Source organism: Dongia mobilis, from assembly GCF_004363235.1.
In the GTDB taxonomy this organism is placed as follows: Bacteria; Pseudomonadota; Alphaproteobacteria; order Dongiales; family Dongiaceae; genus Dongia; species Dongia mobilis.
Map to the genome: position 1 here is coordinate 768,247 of NZ_SNYW01000006.1, position 23,755 is coordinate 792,001.

Annotated in this window: 19 protein-coding genes; 12 read left to right on the forward strand and 7 right to left on the reverse strand. The window is 64.4% G+C overall.

Annotation, left to right across the window (positions count from 1 at the left end):
• The gene (locus tag A8950_RS05185) at window positions 1-645 is read left to right on the forward strand and encodes a lysophospholipid acyltransferase family protein (RefSeq protein ID WP_133612515.1); all 645 of its coding nucleotides are present in this window, start codon (window positions 1-3) and stop codon (window positions 643-645) included.
• A 97-nt stretch (window positions 646-742) separates the two neighbouring features.
• Here A8950_RS05185 and A8950_RS05190 read toward each other — a convergent pair whose 3' ends face one another.
• Both A8950_RS05190 and A8950_RS05195 read right to left on the reverse strand, forming a co-directional pair.
• Window positions 743-1,258 (reverse strand): cupin domain-containing protein, encoded by a 516-nt coding sequence (locus A8950_RS05190; protein ID WP_133612516.1) that lies wholly within the window; start codon window positions 1,256-1,258, stop codon window positions 743-745.
• On the reverse strand, window positions 1,242-2,315 hold the full coding sequence (locus tag A8950_RS05195) for a DmpA family aminopeptidase (RefSeq protein ID WP_133612517.1): 1,074 nt from the start codon (window positions 2,313-2,315) through the stop codon (window positions 1,242-1,244). The genes A8950_RS05190 and A8950_RS05195 overlap by 17 nt, the downstream gene beginning before the upstream one ends.
• A 131-nt stretch (window positions 2,316-2,446) precedes the next feature.
• Between A8950_RS05195 and A8950_RS05200 the strand changes: the two genes are divergently transcribed.
• Window positions 2,447-2,941: a hypothetical protein gene (locus A8950_RS05200; RefSeq protein WP_133612518.1), complete on the forward strand. Its 495-nt coding sequence runs from the start codon at window positions 2,447-2,449 to the stop codon at window positions 2,939-2,941.
• Window positions 2,942-2,968: 27 nt separating this feature from the next.
• On the opposite strand, the gene ygfZ is transcribed toward A8950_RS05200, so the two are convergent.
• On the reverse strand, window positions 2,969-3,877 hold the full coding sequence (gene ygfZ, locus A8950_RS05205; protein WP_133612519.1) for a CAF17-like 4Fe-4S cluster assembly/insertion protein YgfZ: 909 nt from the start codon (window positions 3,875-3,877) through the stop codon (window positions 2,969-2,971).
• Between the two features lie 77 nt (window positions 3,878-3,954).
• Between ygfZ and A8950_RS05210 the strand changes: the two genes are divergently transcribed.
• The gene (locus tag A8950_RS05210) at window positions 3,955-5,046 is read left to right on the forward strand and encodes an ATP-dependent 6-phosphofructokinase (protein ID WP_133612520.1); all 1,092 of its coding nucleotides are present in this window, start codon (window positions 3,955-3,957) and stop codon (window positions 5,044-5,046) included.
• A complete protein-coding gene (locus tag A8950_RS05215) occupies window positions 5,036-5,542 on the forward strand; it encodes a TIGR02444 family protein (protein ID WP_166645005.1) in 507 nt (168 codons plus the stop codon). The genes A8950_RS05210 and A8950_RS05215 overlap by 11 nt, the downstream gene beginning before the upstream one ends.
• Window positions 5,543-5,548: 6 nt before the next feature.
• On the opposite strand, the gene A8950_RS05220 is transcribed toward A8950_RS05215, so the two are convergent.
• Complete coding sequence (locus A8950_RS05220; RefSeq protein WP_133612522.1) at window positions 5,549-7,015, reverse strand: sensor histidine kinase; 1,467 nt, start codon at window positions 7,013-7,015, stop codon at window positions 5,549-5,551.
• 240 nt (window positions 7,016-7,255) lie between these two features.
• Between A8950_RS05220 and A8950_RS05225 the strand changes: the two genes are divergently transcribed.
• Window positions 7,256-8,437: an MFS transporter gene (locus A8950_RS05225; RefSeq protein ID WP_166645006.1), complete on the forward strand. Its 1,182-nt coding sequence runs from the start codon at window positions 7,256-7,258 to the stop codon at window positions 8,435-8,437.
• A 13-nt stretch (window positions 8,438-8,450) separates the two neighbouring features.
• On the opposite strand, the gene A8950_RS05230 is transcribed toward A8950_RS05225, so the two are convergent.
• A complete protein-coding gene (locus A8950_RS05230; RefSeq protein WP_133612524.1) occupies window positions 8,451-9,071 on the reverse strand; it encodes a UbiX family flavin prenyltransferase in 621 nt (206 codons plus the stop codon).
• 294 nt (window positions 9,072-9,365) lie between these two features.
• On the opposite strand from A8950_RS05230, the gene A8950_RS05235 reads away from it, so the two are divergent.
• The 6 genes from A8950_RS05235 to A8950_RS05260 all read left to right on the forward strand — a co-directional run bounded on the left by A8950_RS05235 (window position 9,366) and on the right by A8950_RS05260 (window position 19,333).
• Complete coding sequence (locus A8950_RS05235; RefSeq protein WP_133612525.1) at window positions 9,366-9,536, forward strand: YdcH family protein; 171 nt, start codon at window positions 9,366-9,368, stop codon at window positions 9,534-9,536.
• A 473-nt stretch (window positions 9,537-10,009) separates the two neighbouring features.
• On the forward strand, window positions 10,010-11,704 hold the full coding sequence (gene leuA / locus A8950_RS05240; protein ID WP_133612526.1) for a 2-isopropylmalate synthase: 1,695 nt from the start codon (window positions 10,010-10,012) through the stop codon (window positions 11,702-11,704).
• A 172-nt stretch (window positions 11,705-11,876) separates the two neighbouring features.
• Entirely contained in the window at window positions 11,877-13,778 is a 1,902-nt protein-coding gene (locus A8950_RS05245) for a propionyl-CoA synthetase (RefSeq protein ID WP_133612527.1), read from the forward strand.
• Between the two features lie 94 nt (window positions 13,779-13,872).
• Window positions 13,873-15,234, forward strand: coding sequence for a S1C family serine protease (locus A8950_RS05250; protein ID WP_133612528.1), 1,362 nt, complete (start codon window positions 13,873-13,875; stop codon window positions 15,232-15,234).
• Between the two features lie 258 nt (window positions 15,235-15,492).
• The gene (locus A8950_RS05255) at window positions 15,493-16,320 is read left to right on the forward strand and encodes a substrate-binding periplasmic protein (protein WP_166645007.1); all 828 of its coding nucleotides are present in this window, start codon (window positions 15,493-15,495) and stop codon (window positions 16,318-16,320) included.
• Window positions 16,321-16,327: 7 nt separating this feature from the next.
• A complete protein-coding gene (locus A8950_RS05260; protein ID WP_133612530.1) occupies window positions 16,328-19,333 on the forward strand; it encodes an HD domain-containing phosphohydrolase in 3,006 nt (1,001 codons plus the stop codon).
• Window positions 19,334-19,387: 54 nt separating this feature from the next.
• Here A8950_RS05260 and A8950_RS05265 read toward each other — a convergent pair whose 3' ends face one another.
• Window positions 19,388-21,100 carry a DEAD/DEAH box helicase gene (locus A8950_RS05265; RefSeq protein WP_322090926.1) on the reverse strand — a complete coding sequence of 571 codons (1,713 nt, stop codon included), beginning with the start codon at window positions 21,098-21,100 and terminating at the stop codon, window positions 19,388-19,390.
• A 276-nt stretch (window positions 21,101-21,376) separates the two neighbouring features.
• Window positions 21,377-22,039, reverse strand: a complete 663-nt coding sequence (locus A8950_RS05270) for a papain-like cysteine protease family protein (RefSeq protein ID WP_133612531.1) — start codon at window positions 22,037-22,039, stop codon at window positions 21,377-21,379.
• A gap of 151 nt (window positions 22,040-22,190) precedes the next feature.
• Between A8950_RS05270 and amaB the strand changes: the two genes are divergently transcribed.
• Window positions 22,191-23,708, forward strand: coding sequence for an L-piperidine-6-carboxylate dehydrogenase (gene amaB, locus A8950_RS05275; protein WP_133612532.1), 1,518 nt, complete (start codon window positions 22,191-22,193; stop codon window positions 23,706-23,708).
• Window positions 23,709-23,755 lie beyond the last annotated feature (47 nt).

Genomic DNA, 23,755 nt, shown 5'->3' on the forward strand with positions numbered 1-23,755 from the left:
ATGGACGGTCTGCTGCGCCGCCTTTTCGCGCTGCTGGTGCTTCGCCCCGTCGCCATGTTGATGCTGGGTGTCACCCTGCGCGGGCGCGACAACCTGCCGAATCAAGGCCCGGCCATCGTCGTCGCCAACCACAACAGCCATCTCGACACCCTGGTGCTGCTCTCGCTGATGCCGCTTCGCCTCATCGACAAGGTGCGGCCGGTGGCGGCGGCGGATTACTTCCTGAAGAATCCGCTGCTCGCCTGGTTCAGCCTGCGCATCCTCAATATCCTGCCGCTGGAGCGCGGCAATGCCGCGCGCGGCGAGGATCCGCTGGCGGAAAGTGCCGCGGCGATCGGGCGTGGCGAGATCCTGATCGTCTTTCCCGAAGGCTCGCGCGGCAGCGCCGAGGTAATGGGCCGCTTCAAGGGCGGCGTGGCGCGGCTCAAGGAACGCTTTCCGGAGGTGCCGGTGATCCCGGTCTTCCTGCAGGGCGCCGGCAAGGCCCTGCCGCGCGGCGAGATCGTGCTGGTGCCGGTCGCGGTCGATGCGGTGGTCGGCGTACCTGTGGCCTGGAACGGGAACCGCGCCGGCTTCACCGCGGCGCTGGAAGACGCCGTGCGCTCGCTCGGCGCCGCGCTGCCAAAGGTGTTCGACGAGGATTAGGGTATTGCGTGTCGGCTTTGGCGAGCTTCTCTTGTTGTCATGCCCCGGCTCGGCCGGGCCGGGCCATGACACAAAGCATGTCGGGACGAAAGGCATCCTAAGTCAGCCGCTCGATCCAGTCCCGGTGTTGCGGAAAGGACGACAGCAGCGCAGCGCGCTCCGCCAGTTCGAAATCAGCAAAATCGAATCCGGGTGCGACCGTGCAGCCGGTCAGGGCATAGGCGCTGCCACCCGCGGGGATGGCGCCGAACCAATAACCGGCAGGCACCACATGTTGCGGCACATGACCGGCTGCGAAGTCGCGGCCCAATGTTGTCACCGACAGAGCGCCATCGGGCGCAAGAGCGACGATCAGCAAGGGATCGCCGGCATAAAAATGCCAGATCTCGTCGGCGGCGATGCGGTGCAGTTTCGACCGGTCGCCCGCCGCCAGCAGGTAATAAATGGCCGTACCGTGGGACCGGTCGCCGACGAAGCGGTCGGGCAGCGCAGCCCGCGCAATGCTTTCACCCGCGCGATAGGTCTCGCGGTAGAAGCCACCCTCGGGATGCGGCAGCAGGCCGAGGCTGGCTACGAGCTGATCAATCTCGCCTTTGTCAGTCTCTGCGGGCATAGCGGGCGACCGCCTCCTTCACCAGATCATGCGGGATGGCATGGGCCGTGCGGCCCTTGTAGCCGGTCATGGTTTCGGCGGCGCAGAGCGCATTCCAGATCGCTTCCTCGGTGGCCTCAGCCGCCGCCTGGAAGAGGGGCGTGCATTCCTCCATGCCCAGCATCCGCACCTCCGCCATCTTCGATTTGAGGGGGATGCGGTTGCCGGTGGAAAAGGCGAGGAAGATGTCGCCCGATCCATTGGAGCCGATGCCGCCCACCCAGGCAAGGCCGGTGGTGGCGCGGCGTGCCAGGCGCTGGCACTGGATGGGAAGCAGCGGTGCATCGGTTGCCAGGATGACGATGATCGAGCCCTGTTCGGCGGTACGCTCGGCATGGGCCGAGGGGACGATATCGTTGGTGATCTCCAGCCCCACCGGCGCATGACCGCAGCGCAGCAGATTACGCTTGCCGTAATTCGATTGCACCAGCGCGCCCACCGTCCAGCCACCGAGTTCCGCCGGCAGCTTGCGCGAGGCGGTCCCGGTGCCACCCTTGAACTCATGGGTGATCATGCCGGTGCCGCCGCCGATATTGCCCTCCGGCACGGGTCCCGCCTTGGCCGCGTCCAGCGCCTCGATCGCCATGTCCAGGGTGACCGGATAGGTCTCGGCATCCGAGAGCCAGCCATCCCAGGTCTCGGCCGCCACCGGCAGATGCCAGGGCTGGTCGATGCCGCGCCGCGTCGCATGCTGGCAAATGGCGTCGCGCGCGATGCCGGTCGCATGGGTGTTGGTGATGGTGATAGGAGCCGCCAGCAGGCCCTGCTCGGCAAGCCAGTGGCTGCCGGTCATTTCACCATTGCCGTTGAAGGAGTGAATGCCGGCGAACATGAAATCGGTATAGATGTCGTCCGCCGGCCACAGCGCCGTGACGCCGGTGCGCACAATGTGTGGCTCGTCGCGGATCAGCGTCGAGAAGCCGACGCGAATGCCGGGAATGTCGGTGATGGCATTGAGCGGCCCCGGCGGCAATTGCCCGAGCGTGATGCCGAGATCGCGAAGACGCGCCCTTGTCATGATTCTCCCCTGTCAGCCAGAGCGCAGACTAGGTGAGCTACACCTCCAGCTCAAGTCGGGGACGTCGCTTGAATCGCCGTTGCAACAAATGGTAGTGTTCGGGTGCGGATTGTAGCAGGAGAGAAATCGCTGTGGGGCTCATCAATGCGCTGACAGAAAACGCGTTCGGGCTTGATATAGAAGGCCGTCCGATTTATCGCCCCTTGTTTGGCCGGGAGGGGCCGCGTCTGTTGCCCTCAAATGAGACAGAACGTTTCTTGCGGCTGTCGGTGAAAAATTTCTACCGCTACATCGTCTTTGTCGTTTTTCCGATTGTCATCATCCTGGTGACCGCCACGCCTATTCTTGTTGATTCCTATGCAGATATCCTTCCTGCCGGTTTGGCGGCAGAACGAATGCATTATATCGTCAGTACTGCGGTCGGAATTGTCCTGGCTTTGCCGGCGATGCTCTGGATCAGACGGCTCGGCCGAGACTATCCGCCCATTGCCGCAGATCAAGTCGTAACGGAGGAAAACCGGACATCGCTGGGTGGGGCGTTTGTCCTGATGGCCTTGACGCTTATGGTCGGCTCGTGCGCCTTGATTGTCGTCTGCATTTTGATTGCTGACCAATTGGGCTACTGACGGATCCGTCCCGGCTCAGCACCGATTTCAGACGGGTTCCGGCAATTTCATCCAGCCCGGCACATCTGCAATGACGGATGTGCCGAAATGGCTAAGTCCGGCGCCCTTCAGGGCATCGAGATGCTCGAGGCGGATGAGCGCCAGGCCCACCGAACCGTCGACGGCGCGCACCTCGCCGGCTTCCTTGCCGCCGGAGTCGAGGATCGTGCCGGGCACAAGGGCCGGTCCCTCGAAGCGCACCGGCAGCAGGCGCTTGCGGACGAGGCCCCGGTATTTGGTGCGGGCCGTCAGTTCCTGGCCCATATAGCAGCCCTTCTGCCAGTCGATGCCGTGCATCTCGTCAAAGCCGCATTCGAGGAGGATCGACTTGTCGGGGGTGAGGTCGGTGCTGCCTTCCGGCACGCCGAGGCCGTAACGGTGTTGGCGGAAGGCGCCGGGTGCCGCCGCTTCGAAGCCGAGTTCCTGTAGCGTCTGTTGCGCACTGGCGCGCGGCAGGAAGGAGCGGGCGCCCAGGGTGGCGAGGCGCGGATCGACAAAAACGACGCCGCCCGCCAACCTTTTCGCCTGGCCGGGTTCGGCGGCGAGGCCGAGGCGGGCGAGTGTGTCTCCGCCAAAGAGATGCACGACGACGAGATCGGCGTCGAGATCGTCGAGCGTCACCTGCGAGCGTAGCTTGAACATCTTGAGGCGCTTCAGCAGATCGGCGCGGCGCCCGGCCTCGGCATCGACCAGATAACGCTCCCCATCACCCACCAGCATCAAATCGAAGGCGAACTTGCCCTGGGGCGTCAGCAGGGCGGCGAAAATGGCGCAGGAATCGCCGATTCGTGTTGTGTCGTTGCTGATGAGACCCTGCAGGAAGGTGGCACGGTCGGCGCCACCGATGCCGAGCACGGCGCGCTCTGTGCTGATCTCGAAAAAAGCCTTGTCGCTCATGTGGCTATGCGTTTCTCTGGAATGCCTGTGCTAATAGTTGGAAGCAGGATCGGAAAAGGCAAGGGAGAACTCGCGGCATGAGCGTGAAGCGGATCGGCATCCTGACCAGCGGCGGCGATTGTGCCGGCTTGAATGCGGTCATCCGCGCCGTCTATGCCCATGCCAGGGGCCATTTCGGCTGGGATGTCGTCGGTATCCACAACGGCACGGCGGGATTGCTGGCGCGGCCCGTCGAGGCGACCGAGCTTGATGACCGCGTACTGGGTTCCGACATGCTGCGCCAGGGCGGCACCATCCTCGGCACCACCAACAAGGGCGACCCCTTCGCCTTTCCGATGGAAGACGGCAACAAGGTCGACCGCTCGGCCGAGGTCATCGCCGGTTATCGCGACTTGCACCTCGATGCGCTGATCGGCATCGGCGGCGACGGTTCCATGGCGATCCTGCGGCGCCTGGCGGCACTGGGCGGGATCAATCTGGTGACGGTCCCGAAGACCATCGACAATGATGTTGGCGTCACCGAGGAATCGATCGGCTTCGAGACCGCGGTGCAGACCGCGACCGAGGCGCTCGACCATCTGCAGCCGACCGCCGCCAGCCACAGCCGCGTTATGGTGCTGGAGGTGATGGGGCGCGATGCCGGGCATATCGCGCTTTCGGCCGGCATCGCCGGCGGTGCCGATGTCATTCTTATCCCCGAAATCCCCTACCGCTTCGCGGCGATCGAGGAAAAACTCAAAGCCCTGCGCCAGCGCGGCCGCAACTTCGCCCTCATCATCGTCGCCGAGGCCGTCAAGACCGAGGACGGGCAATCGATCACCGCCGTTCATAGCGGCGGCGGCAAGGGGGCCAGGACCTATGGCGGCATCGGGCACTATATCGGCGAGGAGATCGCCCGGCGGAGCGGTGCCGAGACGCGGGTGACGGTGCTGGGCCATGTGCAGCGCGGCGGCACGCCGGAGCCGAAGGACCGGCTGCTGGGCTCGGCCTTCGGTGTGCATGCGGTCGATCTCATCGCCGCCGGCAAGTTTGACCGCATGGTGGCCTGGCGCGAGCGGGAAGTGATCGACGTGCCGATCGAGGCGGCAATCGCGCATTACCAGGCGGTCGATCCCGCCGGCGCCCTGGTCAAGACCGCGCGCGGCCTGGGGATCAGCTTTGGCGATTAGGCTCGACCCGGCGGATTTCTGGTCCTTCAGCCTGGCGCTCTATTGCCGGCCGCCAGTGGCCCAGGCCTGCCTCGACCTGCAGGACCGGCGTGGCGCGGATGTCAATCTGCTGCTCGCCATATGCTGGCTGGCGGCGCGCGGCTACGAGACCGGTGTCGACGGGATCGAGGCGGCCGAAAGGGCCATCGCCAGTTGGAACGAAGCGGTGTTGAAGCCCCTGCGGACAACGCGGCGACGGCTGGTCAACGATTTTCCGGATCTTGCCAGGGCCGACCGGCAATCGATCAAGCACGGCATTCTGTCGGTCGAATTGGAATGCGAAAAGGTAGCGCAGGTCTGGATCGCCAAGGCGCTGGAGCCGCATGCCGGGTCACTGAGCACGCTGCCGGCGCGGCAACTCGCGACGGCGGGCTTCGATCGCTATCTGTCCAAGCTGGTCGGAATAGCCGACGGCCAGGACCGAACCGCCATCGACACGATCCTGAACCAGCTTTGAACGGTGCTATTCAGCGGCGCCGGGGGCGAGCCGCGCGGCCAGCGCGGATGCGGCCTCGGTGTTGCTTTCCGGCGACGGCCGCGGCGGCGAGGCGAGGCGTTCTGGCGGCAACAGGACGGTGACGGTCGTACCGGTTCCCGGCCGGCTCTCGATCTTCAACTCGCCGCCATGCAGTTCGACCAGCAGGCGCGAGATGGGCAGGCCAAGACCGGTTGCAGTCTGGCCGGTATCGTTCCTGAGCGGGGTGTCCCGCTTCATGTGGTCCTGACTTTCCAGCCGGTGGAAGGGGATGGTCGCCTGTTCAATCTCGGCCGGCGACATGCCGATCCCGCCATCACTGACGGCAATGGCAAGGCGGCCGTCCGGCAGTTTCTCGGCGCCGACCGTGACGCGGTTTTCGTCGGTTGTGAACTTGATCGCATTGCCAAGGAGATTGCGCAGGACCTGCCGCAGCTTGCCATGATCGCCGACAAGCTGCGGAAGATCGGTGGCTACCTCGGCATTGACGATGATGCCCTCGGCGATGGCAGCCGGAATGGCCTCCTCGACCGCCTCGACCACCAGCTTGGTCACGTCGATCCGGTCCGCGGCCAGGTCGATGTCGCCGGCCTCCAACTGCGACAGGTCGAAGACCTGGGTGACGAAATGCAGCAGGTGCCGGCCGCGGTCATGGATATGACCGACATATTCGGCGTATTGCGGGTTGTCGATCGGGCCGAGGATCTGCAGTTTCATCATCTCGGAATAGCCGATCACCGCATTGAGCGGGGTGCGCAATTCGTGGCTCATATTGCCGAGGAAGCGCGACTTGGCGAGGTTGGCCAACTCGGCACGCTCCTTGGCGGCGGAAAGATGCCGGATCAGGTTCTGGTTGCCGAGCAGCAGCGCCACGTTCTCCTTGAAGCCGTCATTGAGGTGGCGCGCCATCGACCACAGCAGCAGGCCCCAGAACAGCACGAAGGCGCCGATCAGCCAGCTGGGTTCACCGTCGAACCAGATGAGGTGATAACCGAAGGGAGCGAGGGCGGGAAGCGTGAAGGCGCCGAAGGCGACCAGGCTGTTGGTATAGCCGGCGATGGCGGAGGCGGAGAGGGCGGCCATCATGAAGGCGATCACGAGCCGGCCGTAATCGGGGCCCATGGCGGTGATGAGCAGGACCGAGGAACCCCACAGCATCCCGGCGACCCCCGATCCGACGGCGAAGGCATAGACCCAATGCTTGGCCTCGCCGACGCTGCGCGGGCGGGAGAGATAGAGTTTGGCCAGGGCGAAGCGGAGCATGGTCCAGCAGAACAATGTGCCGGCCCAGAGCAGCACATAGGCATGGTCGGCGCTGCGCCAGAGTGAGAGGCTGAGGAGCAGCATTGCACCGATATTGGCGATCAGCAGCGGGCGCGTACGCTTGTAGAGGCCGGAGATCAGCTCCGCCTCGATTTCCTCCCGGTTCACTTTTGCCATGACGGCTGGTGCCATCTGGACCACCTGCTGCAAACTCCGACCCTCGTCTGTCGTTGAATACGGGCAAGATGGCCGTGGCAGATTAACGCCCCGCTAAACCTGCGGGAATTGCCTTGAATTTCACACAAAATCCCCATCATGGTGTGCGCCTAGGCGGGTGTATACAGTTGAGCTATGGTGCCCGCCGCGCCGATTCCGTATCGGCGCCCGGATTGGGCGCCCGGATCAGGCGGCGTATCAGACGGCGGAATGACGATGACGAAGGAATACCCAGCGGCGGGACCGGCGGACGGATATGACCAGGGCCGGCGCCTGCAGGCCCTGATCGGCCTCTATGCCGCCATTTTCGCCTTCAGCATTTCCTTCGGCGGCCTGGTGCCGTGGATGGCCCTCGACATGGAGACCCGCGGCATCGACGCCGTGATGATCGGCGTGGTCGGTGCGGCGCATCCGCTCGGCGTCCTCCTCATGTCACCCTTCACGCAGCGGATCGTGCGCCGTTTCGGCAGCGGCAATGCCATGGTCTGGTGCACGGTGATTTCACTGGTGACCCTGGTGCCGATGATGTTCACCGATTCCGTGGCGATCTGGCTGGTGCTGCGGTTCGTCAGCGGCCTGTCCGGCAGCGTCCCCTGGGTCGTGACCGAAACCTGGATCAATGTGGCCTCGACTGACCGCAACCGCGGCCGGACCGTGGCGCTCTACGCCGCCATCATGGCCGGTGGCTTCGCGGCCGGACCGCTCACCCTCGATTACGCGCTGCGGCTCGGCACCTCGCCCTTGCCGATCTTCATCGCCCTGCAATTGCTCTCGCTGCTGATCGTCATCTGGCTGCGCCGTCTGGCCCCGGCGCTGTCGGAACACGGGCAGGGCGGCTTCGGCGCGATCTTCGTGGCGCTGCCGGCCCTGCTGGCGGGGGCGTTCCTCTCCGGCGCGCTGGATGCGACGTTCTTCAGCTTCCTCCACATCTGGGGCCAGCGCATCGGCTTCGACGAGGGCTTCGCGCTGCGTCTGCTCAGCATCTTCATCGCCGGCAACATCCTGCTGCAATTTCCGATCGGCTGGCTGGCCGATCGCTGGGGGCCGCACCCGGTGCTGGTCGGCTGCGGCATCGCCTGTGTCGTGGCGCCGGCCCTGATCCTGCTGGGGCTCCCGGCCTATCCCCTGCCGCTGGTATTCGTGGTCTTTGCCTGGGGCGGTTTTGTCTGGGGTGCCTATTCGGTCGCGCTGGTGGCGATGGGCCGCAGATATGCCGGCGGCCAGCTGGTGATGATCAATGCCGCCTTCGTGATGGTCTATACCTTCGCCAATGTCGTCGGTCCGCCGATCGGCGGTGCATCGATCGATATCTGGGGGGCCAACGGCGTGATGGTCATGGCGCTCGTCGTCGCGGCGGCATTCACCCTGCTGGTGATGGCGCGCCGGCGCGAGTTCTGATCAGCCACGATTGTCAATCGCGGGGCCGCGGCGCCTTCTTCTTGTTCCAGCGGGTAACGCTGTCGAGGTGCAGGCCAAAGAGGTCGAGAACGCGGCCCAGGCTTTGATCGACCATCTCGTCGATGGATTGCGGCTGGGCATACATGGCGGGTACCGGCGGCGCGATGATGCCGCCCATTTCGGTCACCGCCGCCATGTTGCGGATATGGCCCAGATGCAGCGGCGTCTCGCGCAGCATCAGCACGAGGCGTCGGCGTTCCTTGAGGGCGACGTCGGCCGCGCGCGCGATCAGCGTCGGCGTGACACCGCTGGCGATCTCGGCCAGCGACTTGGCCGAGCAGGGCGCCACGATCATGCCGAGGGTCAGGAAGGAACCCGACGAAATCGGCGCAGCCAGATCTTCGTTGCTGTGGCAGAAATCGGCCAGCGCGCGGACCGCCGCCACCTTGCGGTCGGTCTCATAGGCCAGCGTGACTTCGGCCGCGCGCGACATGACGAGATGCGTCTCGATCATGGTGTCCTTGAGCAATTCCAGGAGACGGATGCCGTAGATGATGCCGGATGCGCCGGTGATGCCGATGATCAGGCGCGAGGGCGGATGTTGGGTTTGCGGGCTATTTTTCTGTCGGACCATTGGCTTGCTGTCAGGAATTGAAGGTCGGGTTGGGCTCGGACCCGGAATTCAGTCAGAGTTGCATGATCAATTTGGGCATTTTTGCCGCGTCACCTTGAAGCACGCGGCACACTCGCTCATTTACTTGGGGACGATATTGGCGTTAGCATCTTCACAATCTGCCGCAAAGGCAATTCCAGGCCCGTCCCCGGACCACCGGTCCCAGGGCCATATTGAACCGGAGGAACCGCAAACCAGCAGCACATCAGCAATTCCACTGCAAATCTGAGTTCCGCAATAGCATGGGAGAAAGATATGGCTACCAATGCCCACGCCGAGTCACTCAAGGCCAAGCACGCCGATCTGGACGCGAAGATTGCCGCCGAGGAACGTCGACCCCATCCGGATGACGCCGCCATCCACGAACTCAAGAAGCAGAAGCTGAGGATCAAGGACGAACTGGCCGTACTCGAGAGGGTGCACTGACCGCAGGTCAGCCAGGCCGGACAAAGAAAGTCTATCTCTTCCAACCGCCGTCGCTGGGCCAAATCGGCCCGCCGGCGGTTATTTTATTGCTACTTGACCCGGCCGGGACGGCTGATTAAGTGTAGTTCATGAGCAAACTGACGCAAAATCTGGCGCTTTCGCTTCGACTTACCGCCCCGGCGTGCTGAATCGCGCCGGCCGCGTGGGCAATTTGCCCCTCCCAGCCAGATTATCCTAAGTCGTCAGGATTTGCCGATGTTCCGCAAATTCATCATGAGCAGCAATAAGTTAGGGGTTGGCAGCGGATTGCTTCCGGGCCTGCGCTCGCTTAGCGGCCGCCGTCGGTAGCCAAGCGACCTTCCCCAGACCGGCACCCCATCGGGCGCCTTGGGGAAGACCGGCGGCGGCGCAAGAGTCGCAATCCAGGAGCCCCGAACGGACCCCGTCCGCCCCCCTTTCCAAGGAAATTCGCTATGCGTATCGACCCTTCCGGCAAGTACAAACCCTTCCAGCCGATCGTCCTGCCCGACCGGCAATGGCCCGCCCGGAGCATCACCAAGGCACCGATCTGGTGCTCGGTGGATCTGCGCGATGGCAACCAGGCGCTGATCGAGCCGATGGGCCCGGAGCGCAAGCTGCGCATGTTCCGGACGCTGGTGAAGATGGGCTACAAGGAGATCGAGATCGGTTTCCCGTCCGCCAGCCAGACCGATTTCGATTTCTGCCGCGAACTGATCGAGGGCGGGCATATCCCGGACGACGTCTCCGTCCAGGTGCTGACCCAGGCGCGCGACCACCTCATCACGCGGACCTATGAGGCGCTGCTGGGGGCGAAGCGCGCCATCGTCCATGTCTACAATTCAACCTCGACCTTGCAGCGGCGCGTTGTCTTCAACCAGGACATGAAGGGGATCAAGGAGATCGCCGTCAATGGCGCGACGCTGGTGCGGGAACTGGCCGAGAAGCAACTGGGCAAGACCGAGTTCGTCTTTCAGTACAGCCCGGAGAGCTTTACCGGCACCGAGATCGATTACGCGATCGAGGTGTGCGAGGCGGTGATGGATGTGTGGCAGCCGACCCCGGCGAAGCGCTGCATCCTCAACCTGCCGGCAACGGTCGAGATGTCGACGCCCAACATCTATGCCGACCAGATCGAGTATTTCTGCCGCAACATGACACGGCGGGATGCCGCCATCATCTCACTGCACCCGCATAATGATCGCGGCACCGGCGTCGCCGCGGCGGAACTCGGCATCATGGCCGGCGCCGACCGCATCGAGGGAACGCTGTTCGGCAATGGCGAGCGCACCGGCAATGTCGACCTGGTGACCCTGGGGCTCAACCTCTTCACCCAGGGCGTCGATCCGGAGGTGGATTTCTCCGATATCAACGAGTTGGTGCGCACGGCCGAATACTGCAACCAGTTGCCGGTGCATCCGCGCCACCCCTATGCCGGCGATTTGGTCTTCACGGCTTTCTCCGGCTCGCATCAGGATGCGATCAAGAAGGGCTTCGCCGCCATGAAGCAGTCGAACAGCGGCGAATGGGCGGTGCCCTATCTGCCGATCGACCCAGCCGATGTCGGGCGCTCGTATGAAGCGGTCATCCGCATCAACAGCCAGTCCGGCAAGGGCGGTGTCGCCTATGTGCTGGAAACCGACTATGGCCTGCAATTGCCGCGCCGGCTGCAGATGGAGTTCAGCCAGGTGGTGCAGGACATCGCCGACAAGACCGGCAAGGAGATCACCGCCAGCCAGATCTGGCAGGCCTTCAACGACGAGTATCTGTCGCTGGAGACGCCCTATACCTTCGTCAACCACCAGACCCAGTCGGACTCCCATGCCAGCGAGATCCGCAACCTGACTGGAGTCATCCGCGAGAATGGCAAGGAAATGACCATCAGCGGTCGTGGCAACGGGCCGATCGACGCCTTCATGGATGCGCTGCGGCGCCATTCCGGCATCCAGCTCAAAGTGGTTGATTACCGGGAACATTCGGTCGGCGTCGGCAATGACGCGGCGGCGGTTTCCTATCTCGAGACCCAATTGCCCGACGGCCGCACGGTCTTCGGCGTCGGCAAGGACTCGAACATTGTGACCGCGTCGCTGAAGGCCATCATCAGCGCCACCAATCGCGTGGCGGCTGGCAAGGTGCGGGACGCCGCCTGACCGCATCGGTCGTGGCTGAAAGCAGGCCGCCCGGGGCATCGGCCGCGGGCGGCCTTTTTCATTGACGCGACCAATCGACACCTCGACCCTGTGCCCGAGAGCCTGCTATTTGTAGGGGCATAGGAAGCGCCGGAGCAGCGGCCGATTGGATGCAAAGGGGAGACGGCACGCCATGTCAGGATCATTCGACACCCTCTATCGCCAGTCCATCGCGGACCGGGAGGGATTCTGGGGCAAGGCAGCCGAGGCCATCGACTGGCACCGGAAATGGGACCGGGTCCTCGATGACAGCAATCCACCGTTCTATCGTTGGTTTGCCGGGGCCGAGCTCAACACCGCACATAACTGCCTCGACCGTCATGTAGCAGCCGGGCGCGGCGACCAGGTGGCGGTCATCCACGATAGCCCGGTGACGCAGACCATTGCCCGCATCACCTATCGCGAGATGACCGACCGCGTCGCCCGTTTCGCCGGTGCCCTGGCGAAACTCGGCGTGACCAAGGGAGACCGGGTTATCATCTACATGCCGATGGTGCCGGAGGCGCTGGTCGCCATGCTGGCCTGCGCGCGCCTCGGTGCCATTCACTCGGTCGTATTCGGCGGTTTCGCGGCCAAGGAACTGGCGACCCGGGTCGACGATTGCAAGCCGAAGGTCATCGTCAGTGCCTCCTGCGGCATTGAAGTCTCGCGGGTGGTGCCCTACAAGCCGCTGCTCGATGCTGCCATCGAGATGGCCGCCCACAAGCCCGCCCATTGCGTCATCCTGCAGCGGCCGATGGAGCAGGCGCGCCTGATCTCGGGGCGCGATCTCGAATGGAGCGAGGCCGAGGCGGGCGTTGTACCGCATCCTTGCGTGCCGGTCGCCGCCACCGATCCGCTCTATATCCTCTACACCTCCGGCACCACCGGCCAGCCCAAGGGTGTGGTGCGCGACAATGGCGGCCACGCCGTGGCGCTCAACTGGACCATGCGGCATATCTATGACATGCAGCCGGGCGAGGTGTATTGGTCTGCCTCCGATGTCGGCTGGGTGGTGGGCCATTCCTACATCGTCTATGCGCCGCTGCTCCATGGCTCCACCACCATCGTCTATGAAGGGAAGCCCGTGGGCACGCCTGACGCCGGTGCCTTCTGGCGGGTGATCGCCGAGCACAAGGTGCGCGTCCTCTTTACCGCGCCCACGGCCTTTCGCGCCATCAAGCGCGACGATCCGAATGGCGAACACATCGGCAAATACGATATCTCCTCGCTGCGCGCCTTGTTCCTGGCGGGCGAGCGTTCGGACCCGGCGACGCTGGAATGGGCCGAGGCCAAGCTGAAGGTGCCGGTGATCGACCACTGGTGGCAGACCGAGACCGGCTGGGCCATTGCCGCCAATTGCCTGGGCATCGAGAAACTGCCGGTGAAGCACGGCTCGCCGACGCGCGCGGCGCCCGGCTGGGATGTGCAGGTCCTGGGCGATGACGGACATCCGGCCAAGCCGGGCGAGATCGGCAACATCGTCTGCAAGCTGCCGCTGCCACCAGGCGCCTTCCCCACGCTATGGAATGCCGAGGAGCGCTATCGCAAGAGCTACATGACGACCTTCCCCGGCTACTACCAGACGGCGGATGCGGGTTTCCTCGACGAGGACGGTTACGTCTACATCATGGCCCGCACCGACGACATCATCAACGTCGCCGGCCATCGCCTCTCCACCGGCGGCATGGAGGAAGTACTGGCGAGCCATCCCGACGTTGCCGAATGCGCGGTGATCGGCGCCCATGACGAGTTGAAGGGCCAGGTGCCGCTGGGTTTCCTGGTGCTGAAGGCCGGCGTCGACAAGCCGGCCGAGAAGGTGGTGGCCGAGGTGGTGCAACTGGTGCGGGACAAGATCGGTCCGGTGGCGGCCTTCAAGAGTGCCACCGTGGTGGCGCGCCTGCCCAAGACCCGCTCCGGCAAGATCCTGCGCGGCACGATGCAGAAGATCGCCGACGGGAAGGAATACAACATGCCGGCGACCATCGACGATCCGGCCATTCTGGGCGAGATCGAAGGCGCACTCCGGGGCATCGGCTTCGCTCGCAAGGAATAGTCACGCGGCAGGCTTTGCCTGTTTACAACCCGACGCAGAATTCGCATAGTATTTTCTACCATCGCGCGAATTAACTGTCGGGGGAACCGAAACCATGCTGTTGCGGCCGGGTGGTTGTTCGAGCGGGCCCTGCCGCCCGGTCACGGCAATTGTGCTCCTGGCCGTTGCCCTGCTGGCTGTTTCCGGCTGCCGCGGGATCAGCGTGCCGCCGGTGCCTGTCTTGCAGAGCGCCGCCGGGGCGAATGACCGGCTTGCGCCGATCCAGATCGATCGCATCGTCTTCAACCTGACACGGGGCCAGCAAGTCGGCTCCTATCGCGGCGGCCACGTCTATACCGGCTGCGGCGCCACGCTGTCGCCCGAGCCGATCTACTGGAAGGCCGGGCGGGTCAGCGCCGACGATGCCGAGACGCAGGACGTTCTCGGCGATGCCTTGCGCGGGGCCGGCTACAATGTCGTGGGTCCGTCGGAGGATCTGTTCGTCGATACCGGAAGCCAAGCCGAGTTCCTGGTGGGTGGCCGCGTCGACCGGATGCTGATGGATGTCTGCGACGAGGTCAGCATGATGAATGCGCGGTGGCTTGGCACCCAATCCGGCGAAATCTCCGTCGACGTCACCTGGCAGGTCTATTCCCTGCTCGATCGGCGCGTCGTCCTCGAGACTCGATCGCAGGGTTTTGCGGCCATGCAGGACGGCATGCCCGACGGCGAAGTTGAACTGATCCTGCGCGGCCTGGCGGCGGCGGCCCGCAATCTGGCGGCGGACCGGCAGCTCCATGCCCTGCTGCGGCAGGATCGCCAGCAACTGGCGGCTGCCGCCGCTCCCACTTCGGCCGATCCCCGAACGCAACCGGCCGTGGTCCTGCGGCCGGTGGCGCTGCCGGAAGGCGCGCTGTCGGAAAGGATGAGGCGGGTACAGGCCTCGGTTGTCACCATCAGGTCCAGCCGGGGCCAGGGCTCGGGCTTCTTCGTGGCGCCGGACCTCGTGCTCACCAATGCGCATGTCGTGGGTGGCGCCGAGCGTGTGCGCGTGGTGCTCCTCGATGGCAGGGCGATCGATGCCAGGGTCTTGCGCCGTGCACCAAACCGCGACGTCGCCCTGGTTCAGATCATCCAGGGATCCCATGCGCCGCTGTCGTTGCGCCTCGAGCCACCGGACCTGGCGGAGGAGGTCTATGCCGTCGGCTCGCCCCTCGACGAGAGCCTGGCCGGCACGATCACCCGCGGCATCGTCAGCCGCTATCAAAGGGATGCCGAAGGCTTCGAACTGATCCAGGCCGACGCCACGATCCAGCAGGGCAGCAGCGGCGGCCCGTTGCTCGATGCCGCGGGACGGGTGGTCGGTCTGTCTCAATCCGTGCTGGCGGGCGAGGATGAACTCTCTCTCGGCATCAATTTCTTCATCCCCATCGCGGACGCCTTGCTGCATTTGAATGTGAGAATTGACGGAAGTTGATAAGACATTGGCCTGGACAGGGAATCTTGTCCCGTTGCCATGACCCGCGCCTGCGCGCTGTGGTCGAATACAGTCGATTTCCTGATCCTTTCCGCGGGCGACAGCGTATACTTATTTATCCGCATCCCGAGCGGGGCGCCGGTCAACTCGCTGGACCGGTGTCGACGGCGTTCCGATGGATCCGTTGCGAGGATGCTGGGCAAATCCAATCGATACGTGGCTTTCGTCCCGATAAGACATTGCTGGCAAAGGCTTCCTTTGCGCCGGCAACCGGCCTTTGCGGTGCTTTTGCCGGTACTGTTGTGCACTGCACTTCTTTTCCTGGTCGGCCCGTTACCTGCCCGTGCTGGCCCGCAGGGCGACGATCTCGGCTGCAACCGACCGCTCCGCGTCGCCGTGTTCGAGTTCGGTCCCTGGTATCGTGCCGGCAACGGCATCACGATCGATCTGCTTGAGGCCATCGCCGCCAGAACCGGCTGCGCGTTCCAGCCGGTCAGCCTCTCGCGCGTCGCCGCCTGGGATGCGCTGCGCGACGGCACCGTCGACATCATCCCCAACAGCATCCGGACAGCCGAGCGGGACAGGCTCGCACGCTTCGTGCCGTTCCTGCGTATCCGCAACCTGATGATCGTGCGTGCCGATGCGGGAAATAATCTTGATTCGATCGATTCCTTTGTCGCCGATCGTACTGCGCGCCTCGGAGTCATCAGGGGGTTCCGCTATGGCAGTTTTTTCGATCTGCGCCTGCAATCCCTGCTCGGCGACGATCGCATGACCGCCGCCGACGATCCGCGCGACCTCGTCGAGCAATTGCGCCGGGGTGCCCTCGATGCAATCCTGCTGCCGTCGGGGCATTTCTTTGCCTATGTCGCCGAAATGGACCGGCAGCGCGCCTTCCGCGTGCTGGACACTACGGCCGCCGGGCCGGTCCCCAGCGGTCTCGCGCTTTCGCGCGACCAGTTCTCGGGCGTCCAGGTCGACAACTGGCTGCGGCTGGTGGAGGCGATGGTCCTCGACCGCAGCATGGAGAACCTGATCGCCAACCATCTGCCGCCACGCATTGCCGCAACGATTCCCCACAGGTGAGCGCAACATGCCGCAGCCATCGACCACAGTTCCACTGATCGACGACACCACGGTCAAGTCGCGCTTCACCCTGCCACTGCATCTGTTGGGGGCGGTTGGCGTCGCCGTGCTGCTCGGCCTCATGGTGTCGCTGTTTGCCTGGGCCGGCTATCGCGGCTCCCAGGAGATGCTGCTGGATGCGTCGCAGGAGACCAATCGCTACATCCGCGAGGCAGTCGGCGAAAAAGTGCAGCGCGTTCTGGCGCCCGCCCGCAATCAGCTGACCCTGTTGTCGCACAGTGAACTGGCCACCGCCGACAATCTTGCCGGTCGGCTGGGTGTCCTGCCGATCGTGTTTGACGCCCTGGAGAGCGACCCCATCACGGATGCGCTCTATGCCGGTTATCCCAATGGCGAGTTCATCCTGTTTCGTGCCTTGCGGGACCGTGCCACGATCGAACGGGTTGCTGCGCCGCCGGGTGCTGCCTTCGTGGTCCAATCGGTGACGCTGGATTCCGTCGGCGCCCGGCTTGGCGAATTCCGCTTCTACGGAGCTGATCGACGGTTGATCGATGCCAGGTTCGTGCCCGACTACCAGTTCGATCCACGAGCCCGGCCGTGGTACAGCCTGGCGCAGCAGCAGGAAGGCTATGTCTTCACCGAGCCCTATGTCTTCTTCACCACGAAGAAGGTGGGTGCCACGATGGCGACGCGCTCGGCCAATGGGGCGATCGTGGTCGGTATCGATCTGACGCTGGATTCTATCGCCACCGAAATTGGCGCGCTGCGGACAACACCCTCCAGCGAACTGGTGCTGCTCGGGCCTGGTGGCAAGATCATCGGCTATCACGACGTTGCCAAGATGACGCGTCCACGCCAGGACGGTTCCTTGCGCCTGGTATCGCTGGACGAGATGGACGTTCCTGTCCTGCAGGCAGCTGCGGCGTATGCCGATACGGCGCTTGCCACAGCTTCAGTCAGTGTCGCGGGCAGAAGCTGGCGCCTCAATGTGTCGAGCGTGCCGATCCATGGCAGTACCCTGCTGACGCTGGTATCCGCCATTCCGGACGAGGAGCTGTTTGCCGGCGCGCGCCGCATGGTCATCGACCAGATCAAGCTGGCGGTCGCCATCCTGTTGATGTTCGTCGCGCTCGGCTGGCTGGGGACGCGCCAGCTGGTGAAGCCTCTCAACCGTCTGGCGCAGGAAACCAAGGCCATCGCCGCCTTCGATTTCCGTCGCAACGTGCGGCTGCGGACGCGCGTCAAGGAAGTCGCCGAACTCGGTGCCTCGCTCAATATCATGAAGGGGACCATTCGTCGCTTTCTGGAGATCGGCCACGCCCTGACGACCGAGCGCGAGACCAGGTCTCTGCTGGACCGGGTGCTGCGCGAGACGATCGATCTGGTCGCCTGCGATGGCGGCGCCATCTTCCTGCTGGACGAAAAGGCGCGGCGCCTGGAGCCCGAGGTCGTCCGCTGGCGCGGCGACATGGTGGGAGAGGGTGACTTTTATATTCACGCGATTCCGCTCGATGGAGCCGGTGTTCAGGGGGAACTCGTAGCCCTGGCGCGCAACAAGAAGATCGGCAAGTTGGAACGCCGCCTCGAATACGACGAGCTTGACTCGCTCGGGTTGCGCGCCCTGGTCGAGCGCGAGAATGCCGTGCGCATGGCCCTCGTCGTCGTGCCGCTGTTCAACCGCAACCAGGACCTGCTCGGCATCATGCTGCTGATCAATGCGGTGCATGCCGGCGAGCGCAACTGGAAGATCAATCATCGCCTGATGGAACTGGTTAGGGCGGTGAGCGGCAGCGCCGGGATCGCCATCGAGAACAACCTGCTGCTGCAGGCGCAGAAGGACCTGATGAACGCCCTCATCCAGCTGATCGCCGGCGCCATTGACGCGAAATCAGCCTATACCGGCGGCCATTGTGCCCGCGTGCCGGCGCTCACCCGCATGCTGGCGGAGGCCGCCTGTCGCCAGGAGAACGGCCCCTTTGCCGATTTCAATCTGAGTGTCGAGCAATGGGAAGCGGTCGATATCGGCTCCTGGCTGCATGATTGCGGCAAGGTGACGACGCCGGAATACGTGGTCGACAAGGCGACCAAGCTGGAGACGATCTATGACCGCATCCACGAAGTGCGCATGCGTTTCGAGGTGCTGAAGCGCGATGCCGAGATCGCCTACTGGCAGGGCCTCGCCGAGGGCAGGCCGGAGCCGGAACTGCGGACGGCAATGGAAGCTGAAAAGGCCCAGCTGGATGCTGATTTCGCCTTCATCGCGACCTGCAATGAAGGCGGCGAATTCATGGATCCGGCCCATATCGAGCGACTGAAGGGGATCGCGGCGCGGCACTGGCGGCGGACGCTAAGCGATCGCATCGGCATCTCCTATGAAGAGAAGCGGCGCAAGGATCGAACACCGGAGCCTGCCCTGCCGGTGGCAGAGCCGCTGCTGGCCGACCGCGATGACCATATCACCTATCGCGAGGAGAAGGAGCGCTATGGCCCCGACAATCCGTGGGGATTCCGTCTCGACGTGCCGGCCTGCAAGATGAATCGCGGCGAGGTCTATAATCTGAGCATCGGCCGCGGCACGCTGACCGAGGAAGAACGTTTCGCCATCAACGATCACATCATGCAGACCATCATCATGCTGGAAAGCCTGCCGCTGCCACCGCATCTGCGCGCGGTGCCGGAGATTGCCGGCGGCCACCACGAGAAAATGAACGGTACCGGGTACCCGAAGCGGCTGAAGCGGGACGAGATGTCGCCGGTCGCGCGCATGATGGCAATCGCCGACGTGTTCGAGGCGCTGACGGCGGCTGACCGACCCTACAAGAAGGCGAAGAAGCTATCCGAGGCGATCAAGATCATGGGCTTCATGAAGAAGGACCAGCATCTTGATCCCGACCTACTGGATCTTTTCCTGACCGATGGCGTCTGGAAGCGCTATGCCGAACAGTTCCTGGACCCGGCGCAGATCGACGAACCAGATATCGCCGCGGTACTGAACACGAAACCGGCGGCCTGAAAGAAAGCCCCGCCGGCGTTGCCGCCGGCGGGGCTGTTTCAAAGCCGAGATATGTCAGCGGCGGCGGCTGCGCTGCTGCCCGGAATTGCCGCTTGCCACTTCCTCCGCCCGGCTGCGGTAGTCGATCCGGCCGCGGTCGCTGCCCCGGCGTTCATTCGACTGGCGTTCACCCGACTGGCGTTCACCGCCCTGGCGGACAGGCGCCTGCTGCCGCTCGCTGCGGCCATTGCCGCGCGCCGCCTGGGCGCGGCGCAACTCAGCCTCGAAGCGGCTTTCGCCGCCGGGTGTCGCGTCCTCGGCCATGCGCTGCGACCTGCCGTCATGGGGGCGTCGCTGCGGCCGCTCTTCGCGGCGCGGCTGTTGCGGCCTCGCCTGGCGTTCCTGGCCGTCGGCCTGCACGTCGCGCCCGCGGGCATCATCGCGCCGGTTGTTGCGGCGGTCATTGCGCTGCCCGTTGCGTTGGCCGTCGCGCTGGCTGCTGTTGCTGCGGCCCTGCTGCGGCTTGCGCGGCTGCTGGCGCTCGCGCTTCTCGCGGATCTGCTGGGCGCGCTGCAGGGTTACCTGCTCGGCGCCGTCGGTACCGTCGCTGGCGGCGACGGCCAGCGGGTGGTCGTCAACCACGGGCAGCTTCATGCGCACGATCTTCTCGATGTCGCGCAGCAGGCTGCGCTCCTCGGAGTCGCACAGGCTGAGGGCAACGCCGGCATTGCCGGCGCGCGCCGTGCGGCCGATGCGGTGGACATAGCTCTCGGGCTCCAGCGGCAGTTCGAAATTGATCACATGGCTGATGCCGTCGATATCGATGCCGCGCGCCGCGATGTCGGTCGCGACCAGAACCTTGACGGTGCCATTGCGGAAGGCGGCCAATGCCTGCTGCCGGGCGTTCTGGCCCTTATTGCCATGGATGGCGGCGCTGGTGTGGCCGTTTCGCTCCAGATATTCCGACACCTTGTCGGCGCCGCGCTTGGTGCGAGTGAAGACGATGGCGCGGGCGACATCCGGCGCCTGCAGCAGGTCAGCCAGCAGACGGCGCTTGTTCGCCTTGGGCACAAGATAGATCAACTGGTCGATTCGTTCGGCCGTGGTCGATTGCGGCACAACCTCGACGCGCTTCGGCTTGGTCAGGAGTGAGTTGGCAAGCTCGGCCACATCCTTCGGCATGGTGGCCGAGAACAGAAGTGTCTGGCGGCGGGTCGGCAGGACGGCCGTGATCTTGCGGATGTCGCGGATGAAGCCCATGTCGAGCATGCGGTCGGCCTCGTCGAGGACGAAGAACTCGACCGAGGTCAGCGTCACATGCCCCTGATTCATGAGGTCGAGCAGGCGGCCCGGGGTAGCGACGACGAAGTCGATGCCACGGCGCATCTTCTCGACCTGCGGCGCCTGGCCGACGCCGCCGAAAATGACGGTCGAACGCAGCGGCAGGTGCCGCCCATAGGTCTTGATGCTATCGGCGATCTGAACCGCGAGTTCGCGGGTGGGCGTGAGGATCAACGCGCGCATGGATTTCGGCTGCGCCTGCTTGCGATGCTCCATCATGCGCTGGAGCATGGGCAGCACGAAGGCCGCGGTCTTGCCGGTACCAGTCTGGGCGAGGCCCAGCAGGTCGTGGCCTTCAAGCAGATGCGGGATCGACTGCGCCTGGATCGGCGTCGGGGTCACATAGCCCGATTCAGCCACAGCTTCCATCAGCGGAGCAACGAGGTTGAGATCGGCAAATTTGGTCAGCGGCCCGGTCGGGGCGGTGTGGATGGTCTGGGTATTCAAGATCGTTTCCTTAAGGCAATGGGTGTCATGCCACCAGGAAACATGCGCGCAATGACCAGGGCGGTCGCGCGGACGGAATCCGGCGGGCGAGCCCGAGGCGCGCCGCTCAGGAATCTATGACTGGGTTTCTGGATCTCAGGACGGACGCCGGTTAAAGGCCGTTAACTATGTGGCCGATGTCATGGCGTAAGCGCGCAGTCGCGAGAAATGCACGTGATATATGAGGGTACGTGGGTAATAAGTCAAGCCCCCTGACTAAAAGGCGGGTTCCGGGCCTCAATCCGGCTTGATCTTGTAGAGCGTCGCCGACCATTTGAGGAAAGTGCGAAAATCCTCGTAGCCGAGCTGATACTGGCCGCTTTCATCGCGAATCCGGCCGCCGGCTTCGATATAGGGGTTTTCGGTGAGGCTGTAGACCTTGGGGTCGTTGACGATGACCTGCAGATTCTCGCCGTCACCATCCACGCCGACGATCAGGACCGCGCGTTTGCTGAACTCGGTTTCGCCTTCATTGCGGGGCGGCTGTACTTCCACCAGGACCGGGCGCTCGAAGCGGATTTCATGGGCCAGTTCGTCAGGCGGGATGACCTTGGCCGATTCCCACCGCATGGCGATGGGCAACTCGCCAAAGGTCTCGCGGGCGAACTGCGAGTAGCCCTTGACCACGCGGCTCACCGCGCTGAACTCGCTCTCGCCCGCCGGCTTGCGGCAATCCTCGTTGCCGGTGAGGAAGTAGGCAAGGCTGCATTGCATCTCGACCGGCCCGGTATTGGGTACGTCGTAATAGACCATGATCATCTCCGCGACTGCGGCCCAAGCCTCGCCCGGCGCTGCCTCGGGATTGGGGGCGATGTCCAGCACCTGCTCGGCATGTGCAGGTGCCGCGGCACACAAGGTCATCAGCGCGGCACCGGCCAGGCTCGCGAACTTGGGGGACATCGGTAATTCTCCTGCCAGTTGCGGAAAAACCGGATTGTCGCCGCAGAGATGCGGCATGGCAAGGCCGCCCGGTTGACAAAATCGCGAGGGCTGGCGCATGCATGGGCCCGACCCGGCCGCGTTTTCGGCCATTTTCCGGAGCATTCCACCCATGAAGATCGATACTGTCCTGCAGGCCCTCGGACTCGACGCGAAATCGCTGAAGAAGGGCGACCTCGCAATCCATACCCCGATCAGCGGGGCGGAGATCGCGCGCCTGGCCAGCGACGATTCCAAGGCGGCTGCCAAGAAGATCGCGCGCGCCCAGGCGGCATATCTCGCCTGGCGCGAGGTGCCGGCGCCCAGGCGCGGCGAACTGGTGCGGCTGCTGGGCGAGGAACTGCGCCGCCACAAGGCCGATCTCGGCGCGCTTGTCTCGATTGAAGCCGGCAAGATCACTACCGAGGGCCTTGGCGAAGTACAGGAGATGATCGACATCTGCGATTTCGCCGTCGGACTGTCGCGCCAGCTCTATGGCCTCACCATCGCCTCCGAGCGGCCCGGCCACCGCATGGCAGAGACCTGGCATCCGCTGGGTGTCGTCGGCGTCATCACGGCCTTCAATTTCCCGGTCGCGGTCTGGTCGTGGAACTCGGCCCTGGCCCTGGTCTGCGGCAATGCGGTGGTCTGGAAGCCGTCCGAGAAGACGCCGCTCACCTCCCTTGCCTGCGGCCAGATCCTCAAGAAAGCGGCGCAGCGATTCACCCGGGAGACGGATACCGCGGTGCCAGACGGCCTGCTCGAGATCCTGATCGGCGGCCGCGAGGTGGGCGAGACGCTGGTCGATGATCCGCGCGTGGCGCTGGTCTCTGCCACCGGGTCCACCCGCATGGGCCGCGAGGTGGCGCCGCGCGTGGCCAAACGCTTCGGCCGCTCGCTGCTGGAACTCGGCGGCAACAACGCCATGATCGTCTGCCCCACTGCCGACCTGAAACTGGCCGAGCGGGCCATCCTGTTCAGTGCCGTCGGCACGGCGGGCCAGCGCTGCACCACCTTGCGCCGCCTCTTCGTCCACGCCGATGTCTATGGCAAGCTGATGCCGCGGCTCAAGAAGCTCTATGGCCTCGTCACCATCGGCGATCCCCTTGATGCGAGGACACTGGTGGGACCGCTGATCGATGCGGCTTCGTTCGGGAACATGCAGGCTGCGCTGAAGCAGGCCAGGGAAGAGGGCGGCAAGGTGACCGGCGGCGAGCGCGTGGCCGTGCGCGGCAAGGCCGGCGGCTATTACGTGAAGCCTGCCCTGGTCGAATTGCCGAAGCAAAGTGCCGTCATGAAGCACGAAACCTTCGCGCCAATCCTCTATGTCGTGAAGTACAAGGATCTGGGTGACGCGATCCGCCTGCAGAACGACGTGCCACAGGGGCTTTCCTCCTGCATCTTCACCCGCGACGTGCGCGAGGCCGAGCTGTTCACTTCGGATGTCGGGTCGGATTGCGGCATCGCCAATGTCAATATCGGCCCGTCGGGTGCCGAAATCGGCGGCGCGTTTGGTGGCGAGAAGGAGACGGGCGGCGGGCGCGAAAGTGGTTCCGACGCCTGGAAGGCCTATATGCGCCGCGCCACCAACACCATCAACTACTCGAACCATCTGCCGCTGGCCCAGGGCGTCAAGTTCGATATCGGTTAAGTGCGTCAAGGATCGGTGCGGGAAAACGGGGGCGTTGTCGCCCCCGT